The organism is Pseudomonas pergaminensis (assembly GCF_024112395.2).
Classification (GTDB): Bacteria; Pseudomonadota; Gammaproteobacteria; order Pseudomonadales; family Pseudomonadaceae; genus Aquipseudomonas; species Aquipseudomonas pergaminensis.
The window spans coordinates 5,180,527-5,202,813 of sequence record NZ_CP078013.2 but is presented as its reverse complement, the minus strand read 5'-3'; the positions used below and the strand labels follow the sequence as shown (position 1 = coordinate 5,202,813).

General features: G+C 61.9%; 25 protein-coding genes. 10 read left to right on the top strand and 15 right to left on the bottom strand.

All coding sequences use genetic code 11. The annotated features are described in order from the left end of the window. Window positions 1–13: 13 nt before the first annotated feature. On the bottom strand, window positions 14–739 hold the full coding sequence (locus tag KUA23_RS23615; protein WP_214497366.1) for an SDR family oxidoreductase: 726 nt from the start codon (window positions 737–739) through the stop codon (window positions 14–16). A 111-nt stretch (window positions 740–850) separates the two neighbouring features. Here KUA23_RS23615 and KUA23_RS23610 point away from each other — a divergent pair, with 111 nt between their 5' ends. After that, the gene (locus KUA23_RS23610; RefSeq protein WP_214497365.1) at window positions 851–1,693 is read left to right on the top strand and encodes a LysR family transcriptional regulator; all 843 of its coding nucleotides are present in this window, start codon (window positions 851–853) and stop codon (window positions 1,691–1,693) included. A gap of 63 nt (window positions 1,694–1,756) precedes the next feature. On the opposite strand, the gene KUA23_RS23605 is transcribed toward KUA23_RS23610, so the two are convergent. Further along, window positions 1,757–2,611 carry a LysR family transcriptional regulator gene (locus KUA23_RS23605; protein ID WP_252992942.1) on the bottom strand — a complete coding sequence of 285 codons (855 nt, stop codon included), beginning with the start codon at window positions 2,609–2,611 and terminating at the stop codon, window positions 1,757–1,759. 88 nt (window positions 2,612–2,699) lie between these two features. Between KUA23_RS23605 and KUA23_RS23600 the strand changes: the two genes are divergently transcribed. Further along, window positions 2,700–3,137 carry a multidrug/biocide efflux PACE transporter gene (locus KUA23_RS23600; protein WP_078049929.1) on the top strand — a complete coding sequence of 146 codons (438 nt, stop codon included), beginning with the start codon at window positions 2,700–2,702 and terminating at the stop codon, window positions 3,135–3,137. Here KUA23_RS23600 and KUA23_RS23595 read toward each other — a convergent pair. Both KUA23_RS23595 and KUA23_RS23590 read right to left on the bottom strand, forming a co-directional pair. Continuing rightward, complete coding sequence (locus tag KUA23_RS23595) at window positions 3,109–4,047, bottom strand: LysR family transcriptional regulator (RefSeq protein WP_252992941.1); 939 nt, start codon at window positions 4,045–4,047, stop codon at window positions 3,109–3,111. The genes KUA23_RS23600 and KUA23_RS23595 overlap by 29 nt on opposite strands. A gap of 50 nt (window positions 4,048–4,097) precedes the next feature. Next, window positions 4,098–4,856 (bottom strand): SDR family NAD(P)-dependent oxidoreductase, encoded by a 759-nt coding sequence (locus KUA23_RS23590; RefSeq protein WP_099494338.1) that lies wholly within the window; start codon window positions 4,854–4,856, stop codon window positions 4,098–4,100. 106 nt (window positions 4,857–4,962) lie between these two features. Here KUA23_RS23590 and KUA23_RS23585 point away from each other — a divergent pair, with 106 nt between their 5' ends. Beyond that, window positions 4,963–5,859, top strand: a complete 897-nt coding sequence (locus KUA23_RS23585) for a LysR family transcriptional regulator (RefSeq protein WP_122685441.1) — start codon at window positions 4,963–4,965, stop codon at window positions 5,857–5,859. On the opposite strand, the gene KUA23_RS23580 is transcribed toward KUA23_RS23585, so the two are convergent. Further along, the gene (locus tag KUA23_RS23580; protein ID WP_252992940.1) at window positions 5,856–6,773 is read right to left on the bottom strand and encodes a LysR family transcriptional regulator; all 918 of its coding nucleotides are present in this window, start codon (window positions 6,771–6,773) and stop codon (window positions 5,856–5,858) included. The genes KUA23_RS23585 and KUA23_RS23580 overlap by 4 nt on opposite strands. Before the next feature lie 103 nt (window positions 6,774–6,876). Between KUA23_RS23580 and KUA23_RS23575 the strand changes: the two genes are divergently transcribed. The 3 genes from KUA23_RS23575 to KUA23_RS23565 are packed head-to-tail and all read left to right on the top strand — an operon-like array spanning window position 6,877 to window position 9,542. Further along, on the top strand, window positions 6,877–7,635 hold the full coding sequence (locus tag KUA23_RS23575; protein WP_252992939.1) for a 5-oxoprolinase subunit PxpA: 759 nt from the start codon (window positions 6,877–6,879) through the stop codon (window positions 7,633–7,635). Between the two features lie 57 nt (window positions 7,636–7,692). Then, window positions 7,693–8,571, top strand: coding sequence for a 5-oxoprolinase subunit B family protein (locus tag KUA23_RS23570; protein WP_252992938.1), 879 nt, complete (start codon window positions 7,693–7,695; stop codon window positions 8,569–8,571). Continuing rightward, window positions 8,568–9,542, top strand: coding sequence for a 5-oxoprolinase subunit C family protein (locus KUA23_RS23565; protein ID WP_252992937.1), 975 nt, complete (start codon window positions 8,568–8,570; stop codon window positions 9,540–9,542). Before KUA23_RS23570 ends, KUA23_RS23565 begins: the two co-directional genes overlap by 4 nt. A gap of 140 nt (window positions 9,543–9,682) precedes the next feature. Here the strand turns inward: KUA23_RS23565 and KUA23_RS23560 are convergent, their stop codons facing one another. Further along, window positions 9,683–11,299: an inorganic phosphate transporter gene (locus KUA23_RS23560; protein ID WP_099494343.1), complete on the bottom strand. Its 1,617-nt coding sequence runs from the start codon at window positions 11,297–11,299 to the stop codon at window positions 9,683–9,685. Between the two features lie 300 nt (window positions 11,300–11,599). Here KUA23_RS23560 and KUA23_RS23555 point away from each other — a divergent pair, with 300 nt between their 5' ends. Continuing rightward, window positions 11,600–11,947, top strand: a complete 348-nt coding sequence (locus KUA23_RS23555) for a hypothetical protein (protein WP_252992936.1) — start codon at window positions 11,600–11,602, stop codon at window positions 11,945–11,947. A gap of 140 nt (window positions 11,948–12,087) precedes the next feature. Here KUA23_RS23555 and KUA23_RS23550 read toward each other — a convergent pair whose 3' ends face one another. The 3 genes from KUA23_RS23550 to KUA23_RS23540 form a co-directional block, all read right to left on the bottom strand. After that, the gene (locus KUA23_RS23550) at window positions 12,088–13,110 is read right to left on the bottom strand and encodes a transporter (protein WP_078049920.1); all 1,023 of its coding nucleotides are present in this window, start codon (window positions 13,108–13,110) and stop codon (window positions 12,088–12,090) included. A gap of 120 nt (window positions 13,111–13,230) precedes the next feature. After that, window positions 13,231–14,403 (bottom strand): GAF domain-containing sensor histidine kinase, encoded by a 1,173-nt coding sequence (locus KUA23_RS23545; RefSeq protein ID WP_252992935.1) that lies wholly within the window; start codon window positions 14,401–14,403, stop codon window positions 13,231–13,233. Window positions 14,404–14,576: 173 nt separating this feature from the next. After that, a complete protein-coding gene (locus tag KUA23_RS23540) occupies window positions 14,577–14,885 on the bottom strand; it encodes a PepSY domain-containing protein (RefSeq protein WP_214497357.1) in 309 nt (102 codons plus the stop codon). A gap of 155 nt (window positions 14,886–15,040) precedes the next feature. On the opposite strand from KUA23_RS23540, the gene KUA23_RS23535 reads away from it, so the two are divergent. Next, a complete protein-coding gene (locus KUA23_RS23535; protein ID WP_078049917.1) occupies window positions 15,041–15,904 on the top strand; it encodes a sterol desaturase family protein in 864 nt (287 codons plus the stop codon). Here KUA23_RS23535 and KUA23_RS23530 read toward each other — a convergent pair. Both KUA23_RS23530 and KUA23_RS23525 read right to left on the bottom strand, forming a co-directional pair. Then, window positions 15,896–16,549 (bottom strand): helix-turn-helix domain-containing protein, encoded by a 654-nt coding sequence (locus tag KUA23_RS23530; RefSeq protein ID WP_100492263.1) that lies wholly within the window; start codon window positions 16,547–16,549, stop codon window positions 15,896–15,898. The two genes, KUA23_RS23535 and KUA23_RS23530, sit on opposite strands and share 9 nt — an antisense overlap. Next, window positions 16,550–17,677, bottom strand: a complete 1,128-nt coding sequence (locus KUA23_RS23525; protein WP_078049915.1) for a glycerophosphodiester phosphodiesterase family protein — start codon at window positions 17,675–17,677, stop codon at window positions 16,550–16,552. It abuts the gene before it with no gap. Between the two features lie 232 nt (window positions 17,678–17,909). Between KUA23_RS23525 and KUA23_RS23520 the strand changes: the two genes are divergently transcribed. Continuing rightward, window positions 17,910–18,233: a DUF2025 family protein gene (locus tag KUA23_RS23520; RefSeq protein ID WP_032891062.1), complete on the top strand. Its 324-nt coding sequence runs from the start codon at window positions 17,910–17,912 to the stop codon at window positions 18,231–18,233. Here KUA23_RS23520 and KUA23_RS23515 read toward each other — a convergent pair. After that, window positions 18,230–18,601 carry an antibiotic biosynthesis monooxygenase family protein gene (locus KUA23_RS23515; protein ID WP_078049914.1) on the bottom strand — a complete coding sequence of 124 codons (372 nt, stop codon included), beginning with the start codon at window positions 18,599–18,601 and terminating at the stop codon, window positions 18,230–18,232. The genes KUA23_RS23520 and KUA23_RS23515 overlap by 4 nt on opposite strands. Continuing rightward, window positions 18,598–19,299: a CTP synthase C-terminal region-related (seleno)protein gene (locus tag KUA23_RS23510; RefSeq protein ID WP_252992934.1), complete on the bottom strand. Its 702-nt coding sequence runs from the start codon at window positions 19,297–19,299 to the stop codon at window positions 18,598–18,600. Before KUA23_RS23510 ends, KUA23_RS23515 begins: the two co-directional genes overlap by 4 nt. A gap of 80 nt (window positions 19,300–19,379) precedes the next feature. Here KUA23_RS23510 and KUA23_RS23505 point away from each other — a divergent pair, with 80 nt between their 5' ends. Continuing rightward, window positions 19,380–20,258, top strand: a complete 879-nt coding sequence (locus KUA23_RS23505; RefSeq protein WP_252992933.1) for a LysR family transcriptional regulator — start codon at window positions 19,380–19,382, stop codon at window positions 20,256–20,258. Here KUA23_RS23505 and KUA23_RS23500 read toward each other — a convergent pair. Together KUA23_RS23500 and KUA23_RS23495 are read right to left on the bottom strand one after the other, a co-directional pair. Next, on the bottom strand, window positions 20,255–20,773 hold the full coding sequence (locus tag KUA23_RS23500; RefSeq protein ID WP_078049911.1) for a DUF1003 domain-containing protein: 519 nt from the start codon (window positions 20,771–20,773) through the stop codon (window positions 20,255–20,257). The genes KUA23_RS23505 and KUA23_RS23500 overlap by 4 nt on opposite strands. A gap of 76 nt (window positions 20,774–20,849) precedes the next feature. After that, window positions 20,850–22,169, bottom strand: coding sequence for a methyl-accepting chemotaxis protein (locus tag KUA23_RS23495; protein ID WP_078049910.1), 1,320 nt, complete (start codon window positions 22,167–22,169; stop codon window positions 20,850–20,852). Window positions 22,170–22,287: the final 118 nt, after the last annotated feature.

The window sequence follows — 22,287 nt, the reverse complement described above, 5'->3', positions numbered from 1 at the left end:
TGCAATATCCGGGTTACGGCTGCTGACGCGTCGCCGCCAACACGATCTCGCGAATGCACACATGCTGCGGTTGCTGGTAGGCATAGGCAATCGCCGAGGCCACGTCATCGGCGCTGAGCACGGTGCCGCCCATGTCCTGTTTCCAGGCTTGGTAGCCGCTCTTGATCGCCTCGTCGGTGGTGTGGCTGAGCAGTTCGGTTTCCACTGCACCCGGGGCGATGGTGATCACACGCACGTTGCTTGGCGACAATTCTTCGCGCAGGTTTTCCGAAATCCCATGCACGGCGAACTTAGTGCCTACATACGCCACGTGATTCGGGAAGGTCTTGCGCCCGGCCACCGAGCTGACGTTGATGATCGTGCCGCCCTTGCGCGCAACCATGCTGCCCGCCACGGCGTGAATGCCGTTGAGCAGGCCCTTCACGTTGACGTCGAGCATCTGCGCCCATTGCGCCGGGTCTTGCTCGCTGACCGCGCCCAACAGCATCACGCCGGCATTGTTGATCAGTGCGTCGGCGGGGCCGAACTGGGCTTCGGCTTCTTGCACCGCGGCGACCAGGGCGGCGCGGTCGGTGATGTCGACGCCACGGTTCAAGGTGTTTGGCAGGCCCAGATCGTTGAGGCGATCAATGCGACGCGCCAGCAACAACAGCGGGTGGCCGGCGGCTGACAATAGGCGGGCGGTGGCTTCGCCAATACCGGAACTGGCGCCGGTAATGATGACCAATGGCTTGCTCATGGGTGGACTCCTGCAATAAGAAAAATCGATAACTGGATCGTGGGCGCAGTATATTTAGCGCCGCCAGGGCTGAAAAATGCCTTATTCCTCTGTCAGCCATCGGATTCAGCTATGGATGTTCGTCACCTCAAGGCATTTCTCGCGGTCTTTGAAGAACGCAATATCACCGCCGCAGCCCAGCGTTTGTTTATCAGCCAGCCGACCCTGTCGGTGACCATCAAGCAACTGGAAGAGGAGTTGGGCGTGGCGCTGTTCCTGCGCCAGCCGCGTGGTGTGGAGGTCAGCGCCGAAGCGCGGGTGTTGTACCCCCAGGCGCGGCGCATGGTGGCGGAAGCCGAGGGGTTGAGCCGTCTGTTTCGCGGAGGCGAAAATCGCATCGCCCTGGAGCTGGGGGTGGAGGGCGATATTGCCGACAGCCAGATCGAAACCTTCCTGCGCATGGCGCACCAAGGCCTGCCCGGATTACTGCTGACCTTGCAGGAGGGCTGCCAAGGCGAAGGACGCCTGGCCGTGGAGGAAATGTGCTGCGAGGACGAATTGTTCCTGCCGCTATGGGAAGAGTCCTACGTGATGGCCTTGCCTGCCGCGCACCCGATGGCGCAGGCGGGAGCGGAACAGGCGTGGGCGCCGATTGAAGACTGGATCACCTGCCCGCAACACGATTCCCATCAGCGCTTGATGGCCCTGTACGGTCGCTCGCCGCAATCAGTGGCCGGGCATGCCGGCTCGCTGACCCAGGCCTTGCACATGGTGGCGGCCGGTGTGGGCGTGGCAATGTTGCCGCAGTCATTGGCGGCGGAGCGCGCAGGCGTGGTGATTCGCGAATGGCACCTGCCGGCCCCCACGCGCCGAGTCGGATTGTGCTTCGCCGCGCAAGCACTGGCGTTACCCGCACTACGTGCCCTGCACGAATACTTCCAGACCCACCGCCCGCCGCAACGCGTCGCGGCCTGACCCTATCGAGGGTGCAACGCCGCTCCCACAGTTTGATCTTTATTGTTTATCAGTAAGTGTTGGTTATTCGATCATCTGGCTCAACATCCAACTGCACGCCGGCCCTGGTGGGTATTGCCGCGACCACAGCGCATCCACGGCCACCGAACGTGGCCAGCCGCGGATATTGAGTTCAACCAGCCCCGCATTGCCGAAACGTTCCACCAGCCAGCGTGGCAATTCCGCCCAGCCAAAGCCGAGTTGCGCCATCTCCATCAGCATCAGAAAACTCGGCGCCGACCACACACGGCCGCAGGGACGCGTTTCGTTGGGGCTGATGATGCTTGCCAGACGCAATTCACGGTGTTGCTGCAGGGTTTGCGGGTCGATGTTTTCTGCGCGGGTCAAGGCGTGGGTGGGCGCGACGAACAGCGCGATTTCCGTGCGTTCGGCCACGGGCGAGCGCGTCAGGTCGGGCGGGTAAACCGCTTGGGCCTCGATAAAGGCAATCTGTGCGCGACCGCTTTGCACCAGGGCGATCAAGTCTTCGCATTCGGCGATCAGCCATTCCAATTCAAGGTCTGGGTAGCGCTGTTCGAAGGCCTTGAGGGCGAGCTCAAAGCGTTCCGACTGGTACGTATCGGACATGGCGATCGTGACCTTCGGCTCCAACCCCTGGGACAACTGGCTCGCCGCCAACTCAAGGCGACTGCTGGCCTCCAGCACCTGTTCGGCCCGTTGCAGCAACACATGGCCGGCCGGTGTCAGTGTCGGCTTGCGGCTGCTGCGATCGAACAGCACCACATCCAGGTCAATCTCCAGGCTTGCCACCGCCGCGCTGACGGTTGACTGGCTCTTGCCCAGCTTGCGCGCCGCCGCGGAAAACGAACCCTGGGTGGCCGCCTGGACAAACGCTTGCAACACTTCGTGGGAGGCCATGACTATCGCCTTGATCGATGGTTATTAGTTATGAAGTATCGATTCAAAGGATAATCATGGCAACCATCACCACTCACGGAGACGGGTTATGCACCCCACCAAGTCGATGACTGAACGTGTTTGCCAAGCCTTGGGTTTCGAAGGCCTGGCCCTGTTGATCTGCACACCGCTGCTGGTCTGGATCACCGGCAGGCCGGCCCTGGAAATGGGCGCGGTGACCTTGGGCCTGAGCCTGCTGGCGCTGACCTGGAACATCATTTTCAACAGCCTGTTTGATCGCCTCAAGGTGCGCCTGCGACTCTCCGGCGGGGGCTGGACGCGGGTGCTGCACGCGCTGATGTTCGAAGGCGGGCTGATCATCGTCGCCGTGCCGTTGATCGCCGCCTGGCTGAATATCAGCCTGATGCAGGCGTTCATGCTGGATATCGGGGTGCTGCTGTTCTTCTTGCCGTACACCTATGTGTATCACTGGGGGTATGACGTACTGCGGGAAAAATTCATGCAACGCCGCGCACTGGCCCTGTAGGAGCCGGCAAGGGCGTGAGCGAGGCCACGAAGTCGAGGAACGCCCGCACTTTGGCGGCGGGCAAATGCCGCGACGGGTAGTAGGCGTACAACGGAAAGCGCTCGTCCGGCCAGTCGGGGAATAATTCCACCAGGGCGCCGCTGTTCAGCGCCGGCGCCAGGCCGAGGTCGAGCATCTGCGCCACCGCATGGCCGTGCTCGCACACGCTGTACAAGGTGCTGGCATCGTTGACCACCAGGCGGCCGTCAGTGCGCACGGTCATCTGTTCGCCGGGCCGGTGGAATTCCCAGGCAAACGGGCGGCCGGTCTGAGAGTCGCGAAAGTCCAGGCACATGTGCCCGGTTTCCAGCGCTTGCGGCGTATTCGGCCGACCGTAGTGCGCAAGGTAAGCGGGGGAGGCCAGGGTGAGCACGCGCACTTCCATCAGCTTGCGTGCGATCAACGAAGACGACTGCGGGATACCAAAGCGGATCGCCAGGTCGAAGCCGTCGGCCACCAGGTCGCCGAGTTGGTCGCGGGTGTGCAGGTCCAGTTGCAGGTGTGGGTACTGGCGCATGAAGTCGCCCAGCACCGGGCCCAAGACCAGTCGCGAAAAATAGGGGTCGATATTCACCCGCAGGCGCCCGCGCACGGTCAGTGCACTGTCGGCGGCGGCGTTGGCGGCCTCTTCAAGGCCGGCCAGCAGCGGGGCGATTTCCTGATAGAAACGTCGCCCCTCATCGGTCAATTGCACCGAGCGGGTGGTGCGGTCGAACAGGCGGATGCCCAGGCGTTTTTCCAGGCGTGAAATCGCGCGGCTGACCCCCGAGGGGGTCATGTCCAGGCTGTCGGCGGCGCGGGCGAAACTGCCACTGTCGACCACCGCTGCCAACACGCCCATGCCACCGGCCAAGCCTGGATCAAAACTCATCGATGATTGCCCGTCAGTGATCTGAAGGCATTGATGCTAGCGCAGAATGTTTAAAGAAACATGCCGCCCGAGGCCTCGATGCGCTGCCCGGTGATCCAGTTGCTGCCATCGGCCAGCAAGGTGGAAATCGCGCCACCAATGTCGTCTGGCAAACCGGCGCGACCCAGGGCGGTGTTGTTGGCGACCATCGTATTGAGCGCCGCATTGTCGCGCACGGCGCCGCCGCCGAAGTCGGTTTCGATGGCGCCGGGCGCGAGGATGTTCACGGTGATCCCACGGCCGCCCAACTCCTTGGCCTGATAGCGGGTCAGCACTTCCATCGCACCTTTCATCGACGCATACGCCGCATACCCCGGCAGGCTGAATCGCGCCAGACCGCTGGAAATATTGATGATACGCCCGCCATCGCTAATCAGCGGCAGCAGTTTTTGCGTGAGGAAAAACGGCGCCTTGAAGTGAATCGCCACCAGTTGGTCGAACTGCGCTTCGGTGGTCTCGGCAAAGCTGGCGTGGGCGCCGATGCCGGCGTTGTTGATCAGAAAGTTGAAGTGATCCTGTGCAAATACATCCTTGAGCAAGCGGCCGACTTCACCGACAAAGCCATCGAAGCTGCCACTCTGCCTCACATCCAGTTGCAACATGGCGGCGCGGCCACCCAGTGCTTGAACCTGTTCGACCACCGCTTGGGCTTCAGCCGCCGCGCTGTGGTAAGTGCCGATGATGTCAACGCCCTGCGCCGCCAGGTGCAACGCGGCGCTTTTGCCCAGGCCACGGCTGGCGCCGGTGATGAGTGCGATTTTACGGGTCATGGTGCGGTCCTCTCAGGTGATCAGTGGGGCCCAGTGTATTTATTCGCCCATAACGTGATAAACAGCGCTATACCGGAATCACTGGTCGGATAAGGCGAACAATCCCATGAACAAACTTGAGCTGCTGCGCACCTTCGTGCGCGTCACCGAACTGTCGAGTTTTACCCAGGCCGGCGAGAGCCTGGGCCTGCCGCGCTCTACCGTGTCGGAACATGTGCAAGCGCTGGAAGAGTTGCTCGGCGCGCGTTTGCTGCAACGCACCACGCGCAAGGTGCAGGCGACCCAGGATGGGCGTGTGCTGTATGAGCGCAGCAAGGACTTGCTGGCGCACATGGAAGAGTTGGAAGGGTTGTTTCGCCAGGATGAGGCGCAACTGACCGGGCGGATTCGCGTGGACATGCCCAACGTGATGGCGCGCGGCATGATTCTGCCGCACCTGCCGCTGTTCATGGAACGCCATCCGCTGATCCAGATGGAAATCAGCAGCTCGGACCGCCAGGTCGACCTGATCGCCGAAGGCTTCGACTGCGTGTTGCGCGTAGGCGCCCAGCCCGATCAAACCGTGGTGGCGCGCCGGGTGTGCAGCATGCCGATGGTCAACTGCGCGAGCCCGGCCTACCTGCAGCGCTACGGTGTGCCGCAGACCCTGGCGGACTTGGCGGATCATCAATTGGTGCATTACGTACGGCCGTTGGGCGCTCGCTCATCCGGCTTCGAATACCTGTCGGGCGGCAAAGTGCTGCGGGTGCCGATGGCCGGGCGTGTCACCGTCAACAGCACGGATGCCTATCAAGCGGCGTGCCTGGGCGGCTTCGGCATTACCCAGGTGCCGTTGCTGGGGATACGCACCTTGTTGGCCAATGGAGAACTGGTGTCGGTGCTGCCGGATTACCCGGCGCCGCCGTTGGACGTGTCATTGCTGTACGCCGGCCAGCGTCACTTGCCGTTGCGGGTGCGGGTGTTCATGGACTGGTTGGCGGCGACGTTGCACGCCCACCTTTAACGCCGCGCCGACAATTGCTGCGGTGCCAGGAAGGCGTCGTGGAAGTAATCGCGCACCGCCTGCATCGCCGGGGTGAACGCGCGCTCGCGGTGCCAGGCCAGGCCCACACTCATCGGCGTCACTGGATCGGTGACGGTGAGTGTTTCGATACGCTTGCCTTCCAGGGACCAGGGCCTGTGCACCAGGTCCGACAGGATCGCCACGCCGCTGCCATTGGCGACCATGCTGCGCACCGCCTCCACCGAACTGGTGCGCAGGCGCACCTTGGGCGTCTGCCCGGCTTGTTCCCAATAACGCATGGCGCTGTGTTCGGCCTCGTCGACGGTGAGCAGTATGTAAGGCTCCTGGGCCACATCCGCCAGGCTCACGGCGCCGCGTTCGCACAGGGGATGATGGCTGGGCAGCCATAGGCGGCGCTCCGAATTGAACAGGATTTCCGAGACAATATCCGGGTGGGTGAGGTTGGCGGTGAGCACCACCGCCATATCAAATTGACTGTCGAGCAAGCCCTGTTCGATGGCCTGGCGTTCCTGTTCGAAGACCTCGATGGTCACGTCCGGGTGCCAGTGTTCCATGCGCTGCAAGTGGTGCGGCAGGAAGTAGCCGAGCACCGTGTAGCTGGCGGCCAGGCGCAGCACGCCGCTGGCACGGTAGTCGGGCAGCGGGCTGTTCAGGGCATCGTCGACACTGCGCAGGATCACGTAGGCACGGTTGAGAAAGTGCCGGCCCGCGTCGGTCAGGTTCATGCCCTGGGCTGAGCGCACGAACAACTGCACGCCGAGCATGGCTTCCAGTTCCTTGATCGCCGTGGTCACCGCCGACTGGGAGATGTTCAGGTGGATGGCCGCCTGGGAAATCTGGCCGATTTCGGCGGTGGCGACGAAATAACGTATTTGGCGCAAGGTCAAGGACATAGCGGTATCTGTTTTTCAGAAGATGGGCCATCTGATAATAGATCTTCCCAAGGGGTCAAGCCGCAGCCTACTTTTCCAGCATCACTTAGGCGGAGCGACTCTGATGCAGGCAGTGGATTTCAACTCGGACATGGGCGAAGGCTTCGGCCCCTGGACCATCGGCGACGGTGTCGACGCGGAGCTGATGGCCTATATCAGCTCGGCCAACATCGCCACCGGCTTTCACGCCGGCGACCCCGGCACCATGCGCCGTACTGTCGAACGCGCCAAGCAACTGGGCGTGGCCATTGGCGCACATCCGGGCTTTCGGGACCTGGTCGGCTTCGGTCGTCGTCACATCAACGCCCCGGCCCAAGAGTTGGTCGACGACATGCTCTACCAGCTCGGCGCCCTGCGCGAAATCGCCCGCGCCCAAGGCCTGACCCTGCAGCACATCAAGCCCCACGGTGCGCTGTACATGCACCTGGCTCGTGATGAAGAAGCGGCGCGCCTGTTGGTGCAAAACCTGCGCATCATCGAGCCCACGTTGCGGCTGTACTGCATGCCCAACTCGGTAATCTGGCGCATTGCCACGGAACTGGGGCAGCCGGTGGTGCGCGAGTTTTATGCTGACCGTGAGTACGACCTGACGGGCTCCATCGTGTTTACCCGCACCGTGCGGGCGTTGGATCCTGCAACGGTGGCGGCGCGCGTCCTGCGCGCCTGTCAGACCGGGCTTGTGCGAACGGTAGAAGGCGAAAACCTGTTCATCGAATTCGATTCCATCTGCCTGCACAGCGACACCCCTGGTGCACTGGAGTTGGTGGAAGCCACCCGCGAAGCCTTGGACCAAGCCGGCATCACGGTCAAAACACCCCAATAAAAACGGTCCCCTATTTTTTTCGCCTGCCTTTCTACAATGATTCCAAGAGGAACAGACATGGCTGAAACGTCCCCCATCCGCTACAGCTTCGGCGGTGATGAACACCTGTTTGCCGAGGTCAGCGACAGCATGTCCCTGGAGGCTTTTTTCAAAGGCATGGCGGTGACCCGTGCAGTCGAGCGCCTGGCGCTGGAAGGCGTGCTGGATGTGTGCCTGGCCAATGCGTCGTTCCAGATTCGCTTCGACCCCGACCGCATCGCGCCCCACATATTGCTCGATGCGGTGCAGACCGCCGAAGCCCAGGCCGTGGCCGAACGCACCCTGCGCACGCGCATCATCGAAATCCCGGTGCTCTACAACGACCCCTGGACCCATGAAACCCTCATGCGTTTTCGCGATCGCCATCAAGACCCCAGCGGCACCGACCTGGAGTACGCCGCCCGCATCAACGGCCTGGCCGATGTCGACGCGTTCATTGCCGCCCACAGCGGTGCGCCGTGGTTTGTGTCGATGGTCGGCTTTGTCGCAGGCTTGCCGTTCATGTTCCAGATGGTCGAGCGCGAGCGCCAATTGCAGGTGCCCAAGTACCTGCGCCCGCGCACCGACACGCCAAAGCTCACCCTCGGCCATGGCGGCTGTTTTGGTTGCATCTACTCGGTGCGCGGTGCCGGCGGTTACCAGATGTTTGGCGTGACGCCGGCGCCCATCTACGACCCGGCGCAGCAGTTGGCGTACCTGAAGGAACACATGGTGTTCTTCCGCCCCGGCGATATCGTGCAGTTCAAACCCATGGACCGTGACGCCTATGACCAGGCAGTGACTGAAGTGGACGCAGGACGTTTCGACCTGCGCATCCGCCCGGTGGAATTTTCCCTCGATGCCTTTCTCGCCGACCCCACCGGCTATCCGAAAACCCTGCAGGAGGCGCTGGCATGATCAAGGTCCTCAAACCCGGCCTCGCCACCTCCGTGCAGGACCTTGGCCGCGAAGGTTACTACCACTTGGGCATCCCGCCGTCAGGTGCGCTGGACCAGTACGCGCTGAGTGCGGCCAACCACCTGGTGGGTAACCCGGCCAGTGCGGCGGGCCTGGAATGCACGCTGATCGGCCCCGAGCTGGAGTTTCAGCAGGACGCGCTGGTGGCTCTCAGCGGTGCCTTGATGTCGCCGCGCCTGGACGGTGAAGTGGTGCACCAGGACACCGCGTTCCAGGTGCGCGCCGGGCAGGTCTTGCGCTTTGAATTTCCCAAGGCCGGCGCCCGCACCTACCTTGCAGTGGCCGGTGGTATCGACGTGCCATTGGTGCTTGGCAGCCGCTCCACCTACACCCTCGGCGCACTCGGCGGGTTTCACGGTCGACGCTTGCAGGAGGGCGATGAATTGCCCATAGGTGAAGCCAGCGGCACGGGCCGGGCGGGCAACAGCCTGCCGATGGCGTTGCGCCGGTCAGTGGGTGGTGACGTGACCCTGCGCGTGGTGCCGGGGCTGTATTACGAGCGCCTCACTGATGCGGCCAAGAGCAGCTTCTTTGCCGAGCCGTGGACCGTGGGTTCCGAAGCCGACCGTATCGGCTATCGCTTCAAAGGTGGCAGTGCCTTGAGTTTCCAGCCACGGGAGCAGCCGTTTGGCGCGGGGTCGGATCCGTCGAACATCGTCGACAGTTGCTACCCGATTGGCTCGATCCAGGTACCGGCCGGCCTGGAGCCGATCGTGTTGCATCGAGACGCGGTGTCGGGCGGTGGCTACGCGATGATCGGCACGGTGATCAGCGCCGACCTGGACCTGATCGGGCAAATGCAGCCGAACCAGCGCGCTGGGTTTGTGCCGGTGACGCTGGAGGAAGCGTTGGAGGCAAGGCGGGTGTACAAGAAGCGCAGCAAGGCCATGGCTGGACTCTTCAGCAACTGAATACGGCAGGACAAAATGTGGGAGGGGGCTTGCCCCCGATAGCGGTGTATCAGCCAGTCTATCTGTAGCTGACCTACTGCTATCGGGGGCAAGCCCCCTCCCACATTTGATTCTCTGTTCAATTTTGCTTTTGTAGCGTGTCAGAAGAGTTGGGTGAACAGCCAGTACAGGCTACCTGACAGCAGGATGGCCGCCGGCAACGTCAGCACCCACGCCATCGCCAGGTTGCGGATCGTGCGCATCTGCAACCCGCCCCCGTTCGCGACCATGGTCCCCGCCACACCCGACGACAACACGTGGGTGGTCGACACCGGCAACCCATACATGTCCGCCGCGCCGATGGTCAGCATTGCCACCATTTCTGCCGAGGCGCCCTGGGCGTAGGTCAGGTGTGTCTTGCCGATCTTCTCGCCGACGGTCACCACGATGCGCTTCCAGCCCACCATGGTGCCCAGGCCCAACGCGATGGCCACGGCGATCTTCACCCACAGCGGAATGAAGCGCGTGGCGCTGTCGATCTGCTGCTTGAACAGTTGCAGCTTGCCCTGGGTGTCGGCATCGAAGTTACCGACCTTGCCCTTGTCCATCAGGCGAATGGTTTCGCTGGTCAGGTACATGTCATTGCGTACGTTGCCCACAGCCTCGGCGGGCACTTTGGCCAAGGAACCGTAGCCTTTGACTTCATCACCGATCTGCCCGGCCAGGGCGGCGAGGGCGGGGACCAGTTCCGGGGTAGCTTCCTTGGTGCGCACGTAGGTCGAGAGGATCGGGCGCGGGTCGCCGGTCAGTGCCTGCGGCGCGCTTTTCACCAGCGCCACTTGGGTAACTTCGGCCACGGCCGCGAACTGCAACGACTGCTCGGCCGGCATGGTGCGGTTCAGCGCGTAGGCCATCGGCAGGGTGCCTACCAGGATCAGCATGATCAGGCCCATGCCTTTTTGCCCATCGTTGGAACCGTGGGCAAAAGACACGCCGGTGCAGGTGGCAATCAGCATGCCGCGTATCCACCACGGCGGCGGGGTGTCGCCTTTTGGCGCCTTGTACAGCGCGCGGTTCTTGACGAAGGCACGCAGGGCCAGCAACAGCATCGCCGCAAACGCAAAGCCGATCAGCGGCGACAGCAACAAGGCGTAGCCGATCTTGATCGCCTGGCTCCAGTCCACACCGCTGGTGCCGTCACGCCCGTGCATCAAGGCATTTGCCACGCCCACGCCGATGATCGAGCCGATCAGGGTATGGGACGAGGACGCCGGCAAACCCAACCACCAGGTGCCGAGGTTCCACAGGATTGCCGCGATCAACAGGGCGAAGATCATCGCGAAACCGGCCGACGAGCCCACCTGCAAAATCAGCTCGACCGGCAACAGCGCAATGATCCCGAAGGCCACCGCGCCACTGGAAAGCAATACGCCGAGGAAGTTGAAAAAGCCCGACCACACCACCGCAAAATGCGGCGGCAGCGAGTTGGTGTAGATCACCGTCGCCACGGCGTTGGCGGTGTCGTGGAAGCCGTTGACGAATTCGAAACCCAGGGCGATCAACAGCGCCACACCCAGCAGCAAGAACGGTGTCCAGGTGGTGAGTTGGGCGCCCATTTCATGCATGTCGTGCATCAGGCTGTAGGCGGTGAACAGCAAGCCCATGGCGAGCACGGCGAAGAAGATGATCACTGTCACCAGGCTGGGCTTCTTGTCCAGCCTGGGTTTGGGGGCAGCAGGTGAGGCGTGGGGGGAGGCAGTCAGGGAAGGGGTGGCCATGCCGGGGCATCCAGTGTGGGGAGGATGTCGTTCATAGTCATTGCAGAATGTTACAGAGATGCTGCCACAGGTCAGTGTTTTTGGAATTAAGCGATCCTTGCGCTGTGATTATGGACAATGCGTCTTGAAGGCGGGGATTGCAGTGTTGTGTGACTCATATACGGCCTCGTTAACTATTTTAGTTTTATTGTTTTACGAGTACTCGCATGTACCTGTTATTTCTAACAGTAGACGCTTGTTAGTCGGGTTGTTCTAATCGTGGTGAAGCCTGTGTCTTACTAACGTTAAGAGGTATGTGCCATGAGTTTTCCTACACTTCGTCAAATTGAAATCCCTCAAGGTTCTCCAAATGCGTACGGTATAACTGTTCAGATAGGGCATTTTGATAGGTTGGAGGTTGTTGTTCCTGAAATTAAGAATCGCCCAACGTTTGGATTTACTACGGTCAAGGTAAACATTGATGGAAATCCAGCCCAGTCAGTGGTGCTCGGTCCAGAACATACTGGCCCTGTACTGGTTGAAATTCCTCCCTACGCGGTGCGGTGCTGCTGGCAAAAAATCGACTACACAGTGACGATTTTTGGTAATGAGGAACACTCAGAGGCGGTGATGGTGCTAAATGAGGGCAAGAAAAGTAAATCGGTCTGAAATGAATGTTTTAATGAGCGCCAACTTGGGTTGGCGCTTCCCTGTCATTCAGGTGATGTGCTTGTCTTTTAATGTGCCGCTACTTTAGCCTTGAGATTTAACTGGAACCTCCAGCTGTAGGGGGGGCTTAAATGGCTGGGTTAATAGTCTTTGCGTTTGCGGAACGCCCACCGCCCGGCGATCAACGTGAACGTCGCCACCAACGCCACCAATATCCAGAAGCCTTCCGGGTCCTGGGAAAGCGGCACTCCGCCCACGTTCATGCCAAAAAAGCCGGCGATGATGTTGATGGGCAACGCCAGCACTGTCACCACGGTAAGGGTGAACAGCGTGCGGTTGCTTTGCTCGTTAAGGTTGGCGGCGATCTCTTCCTGCAACAGCTTGATGCGTTCGCCCAGGGCCATCAGGTCGTTGATGATCAGCGCAAACTCCTCGGTGGATTTGCGCAGCTCCTTCACGTCTTCCTTTTGCAGCCACTGTGGCGGCCGGTTGAGCAGGCGCAGCAGCGAGCCCGGCTCCAGCGCCAGCAGGCGTTGCAGGCGCACCAGCACCCGGCGCGCCGCACCGAGTTCGGCGCGGTTGGTAGACAGGCGCGAAGACAGCAACTGGTCTTCGATATGGTCGACGCTGATGCTGGTCTTGCGCACGATCTGGGTCAGCACTTCACCCTGGTCGCGTAACAGGTGCACCAGCAGGGCCAGCGGCGAGCGAAAGCTTTCACCGGCTTTCACCGACGAGCGCAGCTTGTCCACCGAGTGCAGCGGTTGCAGGCGCGCGCTGATGAGCAAGCGACTGCGGGCGCAGACCCATAGCGTGGAAATATCCGACGAGACCATGCTGCTGAAGTTGAACACCACGTCGTTGACCACCGCCAGCAATGCCGAGTCGACGTGCTCGATGCGCGTGGAACGCGAGCCTTCATGCAGGGCTTCGAAGAACTCTTCCGGCAGGTCCAGGTTTGCCTGCATCCAGCGCTCGCACGCCGCGTGGGCGAGGTTCAGGTGCAGCCACAAAAATTCTTCCGGGTCGTCTGGTTGCCGCAGCGCCTGGAGCGCGGTGGCTGAATCGATCTGCTCGCCCTTTTCACCGGGGCGAAAGCGGAAACCGTAAAGCAAGCCAAACAGGTCGGAGTCCTGGTGGCTGTGGTCAATGCTGTGGTTCATGAGGGCTCGCAGGAGAAGCGCCCGTAGGAGATTTTACAGGTTCGCATGCGCAAATCATTGCAAGGAGATTTGACAGTTTTGTGACCGTTTACTGAGTTGACGGCCCGCCTGGGCGCTTGATCAGGCCGTTGGCAGGCGGAACGTAAATACAGTGCCGTGCTCGGCGCTGGTGGAGACGCTCAATTCACCGCCATGGGCGTCGGCAATCTGCTTGACGATATACAACCCCAGCCCCAGGCCGGCCTGGGGTGTGTCCTTGGCGGGGCGTGAGTAGGGCTCGAACAGGCGGGGCAAGGCCAATGCGTCGATTTGCCCGGGGTTCTTGACCGTCAGGTTGAAATGGCCTTGCTCGATCTTTGCCGTGACTTCCACCGGCCCCTCGTGACGGCCATGGTGGATGGCATTCGCGACCAGGTTGGAGAGCAACTGCGCCAGGCGGTCGCGGTCGCCACTTACGCCCTGCAGGTCGCCGATGTCCGCGTGGATCAGCCGTTGCGGGTGCACGCTTTGCACTTCCGAGACCACATGCAGCAAGGCCTCCTGCAAACCCAGGCAATCGCTGATGTTCAGCGGGATGCCGCTGCCCAGGCGGCCACGGGCAAAGTCCAGCAAGTCTTCGACCAACTGCGCGGCGCGGCGACCGCTGGCGAGGATATGGCGTACGAGGGTGTCGGTGGCAGGGTCGGGGAATTTGCGCAGCAGCCGCTCGGCACCGAAGTTGATCGCGAACAGCGGGTTGCGCAGGTCGTGGCCGAGCACGGCAATGAACTGCTCGCGCAGTTCGGCGGTGCCGCGCTCTTCCTGCAATTGCGCTTGGGTGTGAAGCGCGGCTTCCTCGGCTTCGATCTGCAGGGACAGCACCCGGGCGAATGACTCCATGGTCGACTGGATGCTGCTGCTGCGCAGGTCGGCCGGGTTGGGGTCGAGGGCGCAGATAGTGCCGAAGAACCTGCCGTCGGTGCGGAACACGGGAACCGAAATGTAGCTTTCGAATTGGTAGAGGCGCGGGGTGTGGTGGTCGTGGTAGAGCGAGTCTTCGCTGGCCTTGTCGATTACCACGGACACATGGGAGCCGCGAATTTCGTGGCAGATCGTGGTGGTGAGGTCCAGTTCACCGCCCACACCGAGGCCGAAGTCCAGTTGGTCGAGCACGGCGCAGGCGGTCCAGGTGTCGTCGGTCACCCGCGCTACGGCGGCAAAGCGCAGGCCGGTCATGTCGCTGATGACCTTGAGCATCGCGGGGACGGCACTGATGCGGCCAATGGTGGCGATGTCGGCGGCTTTTTGCCCCATGCAGCACTCTCGATCCGGAAGGTGGTGAGCGTTATGCCCCGGCCAATGAGTGGGATTTTAGCGACCTTGTGGGTTGTAGGTGTAATTTCATTCGTTAAGTGGGGATTTTCCTATGCGCGGGCACAAAAAAGCCGCGCTACCCGAAGGCGCGCGGCGTTGAATGAAGCGGTGACTCAGCTGTCGATCTTGTCTTCCAGCACAGCACCGGTCTTGGCATCGAGCTTCACTTCAAACTTCTTGCCGGCGGTGTCGGTCAGGTCGACTTCGTAGACCAGTACGCCGCTGTTGTTGTGGTCCAACTCGGTGTCAGTGATAGTGGCACCCGCGTGTTTGGCCACGGCGGCAGCATTGAGTTTTTCGAAAGGCATCACTGCGCCGGACTTGAGCAGGCCTTCAATCTGGTCTGGGCGAATATCTGCCTGGGCCAGGCCGGCGGTCAGGGTCAGGGCGGTAGCGGCGAACAAAGCGGTCAGGGTTTTCATGGTGTGTGTCCTTCTCTGGTGAGCTGTTTAAGTGGGGCCAGATTAACCAGCGCAACTTAATTCACCCTTAATTAATTCAAACAGTTGCGCAGTTTGTTCAATCCGCCAGGCGCGGGGGATTTCATGCTGGAGGCTCACTTGAAGGGAGACTCGGCATGAAACGGTTAGTGAGTTGGATCTATGCGCCGGCATTTCTGTTCGGCTTTATTGGCTGCGGACTGTGGCAGCCAGACACGCTGATTTTGCTGTTCATTGCAGCGGTTGGGGTGTCGTTCCTGGTGGAGCAGTGGTTGCCTTATGAACCGCAGTGGAATCGCAGCCTGGGCGATCGTCGGCGCGACACGTTGCACGCCCTCGTCAATGAAAGCCTGAATGCCGTGGGCTTGTTGATCTTGCCGGGGCTTACCGCGCTGTTGGCGATTGAAGGCCTATGGCCGCGCGGTTGGCCGCTGTGGGAGCAACTGCTGATGGCGATTGTGCTGGCCGATGCCGGTATCACCTTGATGCATTACGCCAGCCACCGCATTGCCGCGCTGTGGCGCCTGCATGCGGTGCATCACAGCGTGCAGCGGCTCTACGGCTTCAACGGCTTGATGAAGCACCCCCTGCACCAGATGATCGAGGCCACGGCAGGTCTGTTGCCGTTGATCCTGCTGGGTATTCCCTTGGACGTTGCACAACTGCTGGCGCTGGCCATTGCCCTGCAATTGCTGTTGCAGCATTCCAACGTCGACATGCGCCTGGGGCCGTTGCGTTGGGTGTTCGCCTGGGCGCCGGTGCACCGGTTTCACCACATGAAGTACGGTCGCGCCGGAGATGTGAATTTCGGGCTGTTCTTCAACCTGTGGGACTGGCTGCTGGGCACGGCGTTTTATCGCGAGGGCTATCGGATGGGGCCGGGGGACTTGGGGATTGGCAGCCGGCCGGATTTTCCGCGGGCGTATGGGGCGCAGCTGTGTGATCCGTTCAGGCCGGTTGGCCTGAGCAAGGAACCACCACTGCCGGACGATTTACGTTAACAGCTGAACATCCAGCTGGCGCAATGAGGCCGCCGCTGTCACACCAAACAACTGCTTCATGGTCCGCGAGAAATGCGCTGAATCAGCAAAGCCCGCGCCGTGGGCGGCCTCGGTCAATGTGCCGCCAGCCAGCGCCAGTTGCAGGGCGATGCGCAACCGTCGCCACAGCACCAGCCGGCGCACGGGCAAGCCGAGTTGATCGCAGAACAGCCGCTCCAGTTGGCTTAATGACAGGTGCGCGGCCTGGGCCAGGGCCTGGGCTGACACTTTGCCGGTGAGTTGTTGATCCAGTGCGGCGAGCGCACGCGCCAGGCGCGGATCATCCAGGCTGCGCCGGGGGAGTTGGCGCAAGGCCTCAAGCGACAGGTCCTGGTGCAGCAGAGGGGCGATATCAAACACGGCAGGTTCGGCATACAGCACCGTGACCTCACCTTGAGTTTCAAGAATGGCGTGAGCCTGTCGCGACGGGATAAACAGGCGATGGGCCGAAGTGACCTGCCCCTCCAGGCTGACCGTGATCGGCGCGCCGGGGCAGACCATCAACTGGTGGGCGTAGTGCGCATGGGGCGCGGTGCGCCCCAGCTCGCCGACGATCAGGCCGTAGTCACGCCCCAACCACAGGCGGCCTGACCATTCGGCCTTCACTCAGTACTTATAGTCGTTCAGCAGGTCCTGCACGCTGGACGACGGCCAGCGCTTGTAGAACTTCAGCAGTTCGGCGGCACGGTTGGTGAAGATGCCATCGACGCCGGCCTTCATCACTTTCTCGAAGTCCACCGGCTCATCGACGGTGTAGACGTGCACCAGCAAGCCTTTGTCGTGGGTCAGCTTGTTCATTTCCGGTTTGACCAGGTCCGAATAGCTCTGGTCGCCGTGGTCTGTCAGCTCAGCCGAGGGACCGGTGCCGATGGCGCCAAGGCTCTTGGCTTCGTCGACCCACTTTTCGAACTCGGCCGCGTCTTTCGGCTCTTGCTTGGCGTAGTAGGCGGCCTTGGTGGTTTCGCCGGATTCAGCAAATGTCTGCTTGTTCTTCGGCTCGATGCTGCCTTCACCCACCCACAGCAACAGGATCTTCGGGGTGTTGGGCATTTCTTTCTGCAGCTCTTTCAGGCTCGCCACTTCGAAAGTTTGCAGCACCACGCGACCCTTGCCCTGGCCGACGCCGGTGTTGCTCTTGCCCAGCTTGGAGCCGGCGGAGCTCAGCCAGCCTTTGTCCAGGAGCTTGTTCTTGAGGTCGGCTTCGATGCCCGGGAATTGCTTGGGCTCCTTGGTTTCGATGTACAGGCCGGGTTTGTGCTGCGGGTTGCCTTCGGCGATCTTGATGATGTCGTCCAGGCTCTGGATTTTCAGGCCGACGAAACCTGGGCGCGCGCGGTCCGGGTAGGCGGCGTTGAACCAGCTGCCGGCGTCGAGGGTTTGCAGTTCTTTCCAGGTGAACTCGTTGGCCGGGGCGTCCTTGCGGTCGGGGAACTTGGTGGCCACGTCGGTGGTGCGCTGCAGGTTGTTGTCATGCAGGGCGAACAGCACGCCGTCCTTGCTGCGCTGCAGGTCCATTTCCAGGTAATCGGCACCCAGGTCGCGGGCGACCTTGTAGGCGGCGGCGGTGGACTCGGGGGCATCAAAGGACGCGCCACGGTGGGCGATCACGGCCGGGTACGGAATGCCTTCGTTTGTCGCCAATTCAGCCGGGCTGATCGGGTCTTGCGCATGTGCCTGGCCAAGGCCGAGCATCAGGGCGAGCAGCAGGGCGCTCTTGGTAAACGTGACAGGCATATGCGAAGTCCTTTCGTGGAGGTAGCTTTGAGAAGGCCTCCTTTTTAACAATTGATTGCGAAAGGCGCTATCACCAAACCGACATTAACGTGCGCACGGGCAAAATTTTCGGGTTTTTAAAGGAGGCATTGCAGTATTCTTGGCCGCAGCTGCCCCGTCAGAGGGCGGTACTTCCCGCCACGCGTGTAAACCATCTTTCCAGTCCCAGTGGGACTTTTCAGTGAGGTTTACCATGCGCATCACTTCCGAGCTTATCTGCCAGGCCGCCGACCAACTCCACGGTTTTGTTGGCCTCAACCGCAAGACGGGCCAGTACATCGTGCGTTTCAGCGAAGATTCCTTCGGCATGGACGTGGCCGATGACGGCATCATCCCCACCGCCGAATTCGTCTGGCTACCGGCCCCGGAGCAGACCATGACGCTGTCCCGCGAACGCATCCAGTTGCTGCTGGACCAGAACATCGACGACCGCATCAATATCACCGAGCCGCTGCGGGTGTATATGCGGCGCGTGGAGATCCCGCAGATCAGTGCGTTGCGCAGTCTGGTGAGCTAGCCCTGTGGCGCTCGGCTTTTTTTGGCAGGCGTACTTGTTGTGGTGAGCGGGCTTGTCGAATCGTAGGCCCGTTCGACTTTGCATACCCGGGTCTGGAAGGCCGAGTACCAAGTGGCGCGCCCCTGTTCGCGCACCGCCTGGTGCTCGGCCTGCTGCTTCCAGGCCAGGATCGCCGCTTCACTCTCCCAGTACGACACGGTGATGCCCAGGCCGTCTTCCCGTGCGGACTCCACGCCGATGAACCCCGGTTGTTCACGCGCCAGTTCCAGCATGCGGCTGGCCGCCTGGCCGTAGCCTTGATCGCCTTCGGTGCGCAGTGAGCTGAAGATCACCGCGTAATAGGGCGGCGAAGGTGTGCGGGCGATCATTCGGACGTCGCCTGACAAGCTTTGAGCAGGGCCATCGCCAAGGGCGGGGTAATACCTTGCAGCGCGGCGCGTTCGGGTTGGAAGAGGGTGGCGACGAAGAACGGGTGGTCGAGCAGTTCCACCGCGCGCAGGTCGCCAGCCGAATCATGGCCGCTGGGGATCAGGTCGCCTTCGAGCAGGGCATCGAGGAACTCGGGGTTCACGCCGTAACGGCAGCGATAACCTTCCTGCACATCCAGGGTGCCATAGGCCTCGGCGATCCGGGTGTAGGGTGCCAGGCGCACGGTGTCGGTGGCCTCCACCAGGGCACAGCTCAGTGGCGCGATCACGGCGCGCTTGGCCTGCGGCGCGAGTTCGCCATGCTCGGCATCCTTCCAGCCCAGGACATTGCGCGCGTATTCCAGCACGGCATGCTGAAAACCGCCGCACGTGCCGAGGAACGGTCGGCGTTGCTCGCGGGCAAACCGGATCGCCCGCATTGCGCCGTCAGTGTCGCGGTAAGGGCTGGCGGGGACGCACCAGAAACCGTCGAAGTCATGCAGTGATTGGGGCAGGTTATCGGTGTCGAGCCACCGCACGTGCACCCCCAGGCCGAGGCTCTCGGCCGCCTGTTGCAGCGCCACGGGGATGGCCTGGTGGGCGATGACATCGGGGTTGTAATCGCCGATCAGGGCGAGGTGCGGAGGCGTGGTTTTCATCGTGTACATCCCATGGCTTGTGGTGTCCTGAGGCGCACTATAGATTGGCGTTCACGCAATCAATATTGGCGTTTTAGCACATGCTCAATGCAGCTACGCACTATTCAATTGACTACCCCGACCTGTCGCTGATCCTCGCCCTGGTGCGCGGCGGCACCCTCGCACGGGCAGCAGCATCGTTGCGGGTGGATGTGTCCACGGTGTTCCGCGCCGTGCGGCGCCTGGAGGCGGCACTGGGCCAGACGCTGTTTGAAAAAAGCCGCGCCGGTTACTTGCCCACCAGCCTGGCAAGCAATTTGGCGCAGCAGGCGGAACGCGCCGAACAGGCGTTGGAAGCGGCGCGCATCGGCGTGGAGCAGGGCGGTGAAGTGATCAGCGGCACGGTGCGCCTGACCTGTACCGACTCGGTGCTGCAAGGGTTGCTGCTGCCCGCCCTGGCGCAGTTCATGCCGCAGTACCCGGCGCTGACCCTGGAACTGAGTACGTCGAATGATTTTGCCAACCTCAGCCGCCGCGACGCGGATATCGCCCTGCGCTTGACCAAGGCACCGCCGGAGCACCTTGTCGGACGGTGCCTGGGCAGCGTGTCTTACCAAGTCTGCGCCAGTGTCGACTATGCCCGCCGTCACGAAGGCGGCGAGTTGGCTGAGCTGGCCTGGATCGCCCCGGATGACTTCCTGCCCGATCACCCCACGGTCGCTTGGCGCCGCGAGCATCTGCCCGGTGTGCGCCCCAGTTATCGCTGCAACAGCATGCTGTCGGTTACCGAGTTGGTCCGCGCGGGGTTGGGGGTGGCGGCGTTGCCGGATTTTCTGCTGGGTGAAGGCCTGCAACCGCTGGGCCCCGCATTGGCAGGGCACGATACCGCGTTGTGGTTGCTCACGCGTCCTGACTGCCGGGCGTTGCGCTCAGTGGTGACCCTGTTTGATGAGCTGGGCCGGCACCTGCGCTTGCCTTAGGTTTTGCGCACAAAGTGCTCATGCATTTCGCACGTCAGGCTTTCGATATGTTCGGTCAGTTGTTTGGTCATTTCCGTGAGCCGGGTGTTTTGCTCCAGCAGCTCCAGTAGCTGCTTGGTGGTCTGCGCGGCCTGGGCCTGGCGTTCGGTGTTGGCGATTGCCAGGGCTTCACGGTGCTGGGCGTCGGCATCGGACTGGGCTTTGTCGCGGGCCGCCTGGCGCGTCTGGGCCAGCAGGATCAGCGGCGCGGCGTACGCCGATTGCAGGCTGAACGCCAGGTTGAGCAGGATGAACGGGTACACGTCGAAGTGCGTGACACCGGTCATGTTCAACACCACCCACAGCACCACGATTGCGGTTTGCGCGCCCAGGAAGGTCGGTGTGCCGAAGAAGCGCGCGAAGGCTTCGGCCTTGAGGGCAAAGGTGTCATTGCCGAAGGTCGGTGCCAGGTGGGCGTGGGCGCGGTGAAAACGAAGGTGGTCGACGGGGGCGGCTGCAGGCTTTTCTGGGGTCATGGCGGGCTCGGGTCATCAACAAATAGTCAGTGAAGCACTATAGACCGAGCCCCCGGCCGCCCGCATGAAGATCGGGTCAGTTGGCCCCACGCTCATTGGCAAACACACTCACCGCTTGCACGGCCTCGCTGGTGCCTTCGCGAATCTGCAGGATCACCGTGCCGGCGCGGTTGGCCAGGTCGACGCCTTGCGCGGCACGGTCGCGGGTGCCGTCCATGCTGTGGATGGCCTGGCGGGTTTCATCCTGGATCATCGCGATCATGCTGGAGATTTCCGCCGTGGAACCACTGGTGCGCGCCGCCAGTTGCCGTACCTCATCGGCCACCACGGCAAAGCCGCGACCTTGTTCGCCTGCCCGCGCGGCCTCGATGGCGGCATTGAGGGCCAGCAGGTTGGTCTGGTCGGCGATGCCGCGAATGGTGTTGACGATGGTGGTGATCTGCTGCGAACGCTCGCCCAGCCTGGCGATCTTCTGCGAAGAGCCATCAATGTCGGCAGCGATTTCGCGCATGCCGCTGGCCGTTTGCTGGATCACCTCGGCGCCTTTCTCGGCGATGTCCCGGGTGTTCAGCGAGATGTGGTACGCCTGGGCGGCACTGGCGGCGTCGGCGGCATGTTGCTGCACCCTGGCAGTGACGTCCGAGGCAAACTTGACCACTTTGCACAGGCGCCCGCTGGCGTCGTACACCGGGTTGTAATTGGCTTCGAGCCACACCGTCTGGCCTTTTTTGTCCACCCGCTCGAACTGGCCGCTGAACAGTTCGCCCTGGTTCAAGCGCCGCCAGAAATCGCTGTAGGCCGAACTGTTGGCCAGCTCGGTGGTGCAGAACAGGCGGTGATGCTGGCCCTGGACCTGTGCCAGGGTGTAACCCATGCGCTGCAGGAAGTTCGCGTTGGCGGTGATGATGGTGCCGTCGAGGTTGAACTCGATCACCGCCATGGCCCGGCCGATGGCTTCGAGCTTGGCGTTGGCTTCGCTTTCGGCCTGCAGGCGCGGGGTGACGTCCATGGCGTACTTCACCACTTTGATTACCTGGCCGGTGCTGTCTTGCACCGGGTTGTAGCTGGCTTCGAGCCACACCGACTGGCCATCGCCGGCCACCCGTTCAAAGGTGCCGGACTGGAACAGGCCGTTGCGCAGGTTCGACCACAGCTGGCTGTACTCGGCACTGCGGGCGAACGCCGGGGTACAGAACATGCGATGGGACTGGCCTTCAATCTGTTCGGCGCGGTAGCCCATGGTCTGGAGGAAGTTGGCATTGGCCCGCAGCACGTTGCCGTGCAGGTCGAATTCGATCACCGCCATGGAGCGCTCGATGGCGTCCAGCAGGCTGGTGTGCTGGGCAAGGGTGTGTTGCAGGGACTCTATGGTTTTCTTGTGCGCGTTGAATAGCATGTTCGGGTGCTCGGACAAGCAGGCTGCTGGAGTTTCCTTGGTATGCGCCTGCCCCCGTAAGGCGTGCGCCATACGGTTGACTTGCTCATTGTCAGCTTCCTTGTGCTGACAGAGGGGG

Bases quoted from the DNA above. Each gene is read 5' to 3' on its own strand.
- KUA23_RS23610 (WP_214497365.1), top strand. From the start codon at position 851: ATGGATGTTCGTCACCTCAAGGCATTTCTCGCGGTCTTTGAAGAACGC.
- KUA23_RS23540 (WP_214497357.1), bottom strand. From the start codon at position 14,885: ATGAAAACCCTGACCGCTTTGTTCGCCGCTACCGCCCTGACCCTGACC.
- KUA23_RS23555 (WP_252992936.1), top strand. From the start codon at position 11,600: ATGAGTTTTCCTACACTTCGTCAAATTGAAATCCCTCAAGGTTCTCCA.
- KUA23_RS23525 (WP_078049915.1), bottom strand. From the start codon at position 17,677: ATGCCTGTCACGTTTACCAAGAGCGCCCTGCTGCTCGCCCTGATGCTC.
- KUA23_RS23575 (WP_252992939.1), top strand. From the start codon at position 6,877: ATGCAGGCAGTGGATTTCAACTCGGACATGGGCGAAGGCTTCGGCCCC.
- KUA23_RS23520 (WP_032891062.1), top strand. From the start codon at position 17,910: ATGCGCATCACTTCCGAGCTTATCTGCCAGGCCGCCGACCAACTCCAC.
- KUA23_RS23605 (WP_252992942.1), bottom strand. From the start codon at position 2,611: ATGGCCTCCCACGAAGTGTTGCAAGCGTTTGTCCAGGCGGCCACCCAG.
- KUA23_RS23570 (WP_252992938.1), top strand. From the start codon at position 7,693: ATGGCTGAAACGTCCCCCATCCGCTACAGCTTCGGCGGTGATGAACAC.
- KUA23_RS23495 (WP_078049910.1), bottom strand. From the start codon at position 22,169: ATGCTATTCAACGCGCACAAGAAAACCATAGAGTCCCTGCAACACACC.
- KUA23_RS23515 (WP_078049914.1), bottom strand. From the start codon at position 18,601: ATGATCGCCCGCACACCTTCGCCGCCCTATTACGCGGTGATCTTCAGC.
- KUA23_RS23565 (WP_252992937.1), top strand. From the start codon at position 8,568: ATGATCAAGGTCCTCAAACCCGGCCTCGCCACCTCCGTGCAGGACCTT.
- KUA23_RS23580 (WP_252992940.1), bottom strand. From the start codon at position 6,773: ATGTCCTTGACCTTGCGCCAAATACGTTATTTCGTCGCCACCGCCGAA.
- KUA23_RS23590 (WP_099494338.1), bottom strand. From the start codon at position 4,856: ATGACCCGTAAAATCGCACTCATCACCGGCGCCAGCCGTGGCCTGGGC.
- KUA23_RS23585 (WP_122685441.1), top strand. From the start codon at position 4,963: ATGAACAAACTTGAGCTGCTGCGCACCTTCGTGCGCGTCACCGAACTG.
- KUA23_RS23510 (WP_252992934.1), bottom strand. From the start codon at position 19,299: ATGAAAACCACGCCTCCGCACCTCGCCCTGATCGGCGATTACAACCCC.
- KUA23_RS23600 (WP_078049929.1), top strand. From the start codon at position 2,700: ATGCACCCCACCAAGTCGATGACTGAACGTGTTTGCCAAGCCTTGGGT.
- KUA23_RS23550 (WP_078049920.1), bottom strand. From the start codon at position 13,110: ATGAACCACAGCATTGACCACAGCCACCAGGACTCCGACCTGTTTGGC.
- KUA23_RS23505 (WP_252992933.1), top strand. From the start codon at position 19,380: ATGCTCAATGCAGCTACGCACTATTCAATTGACTACCCCGACCTGTCG.
- KUA23_RS23535 (WP_078049917.1), top strand. From the start codon at position 15,041: ATGAAACGGTTAGTGAGTTGGATCTATGCGCCGGCATTTCTGTTCGGC.
- KUA23_RS23545 (WP_252992935.1), bottom strand. From the start codon at position 14,403: ATGGGGCAAAAAGCCGCCGACATCGCCACCATTGGCCGCATCAGTGCC.
- KUA23_RS23500 (WP_078049911.1), bottom strand. From the start codon at position 20,773: ATGACCCCAGAAAAGCCTGCAGCCGCCCCCGTCGACCACCTTCGTTTT.
- KUA23_RS23595 (WP_252992941.1), bottom strand. From the start codon at position 4,047: ATGAGTTTTGATCCAGGCTTGGCCGGTGGCATGGGCGTGTTGGCAGCG.
- KUA23_RS23560 (WP_099494343.1), bottom strand. From the start codon at position 11,299: ATGGCCACCCCTTCCCTGACTGCCTCCCCCCACGCCTCACCTGCTGCC.
- KUA23_RS23615 (WP_214497366.1), bottom strand. From the start codon at position 739: ATGAGCAAGCCATTGGTCATCATTACCGGCGCCAGTTCCGGTATTGGC.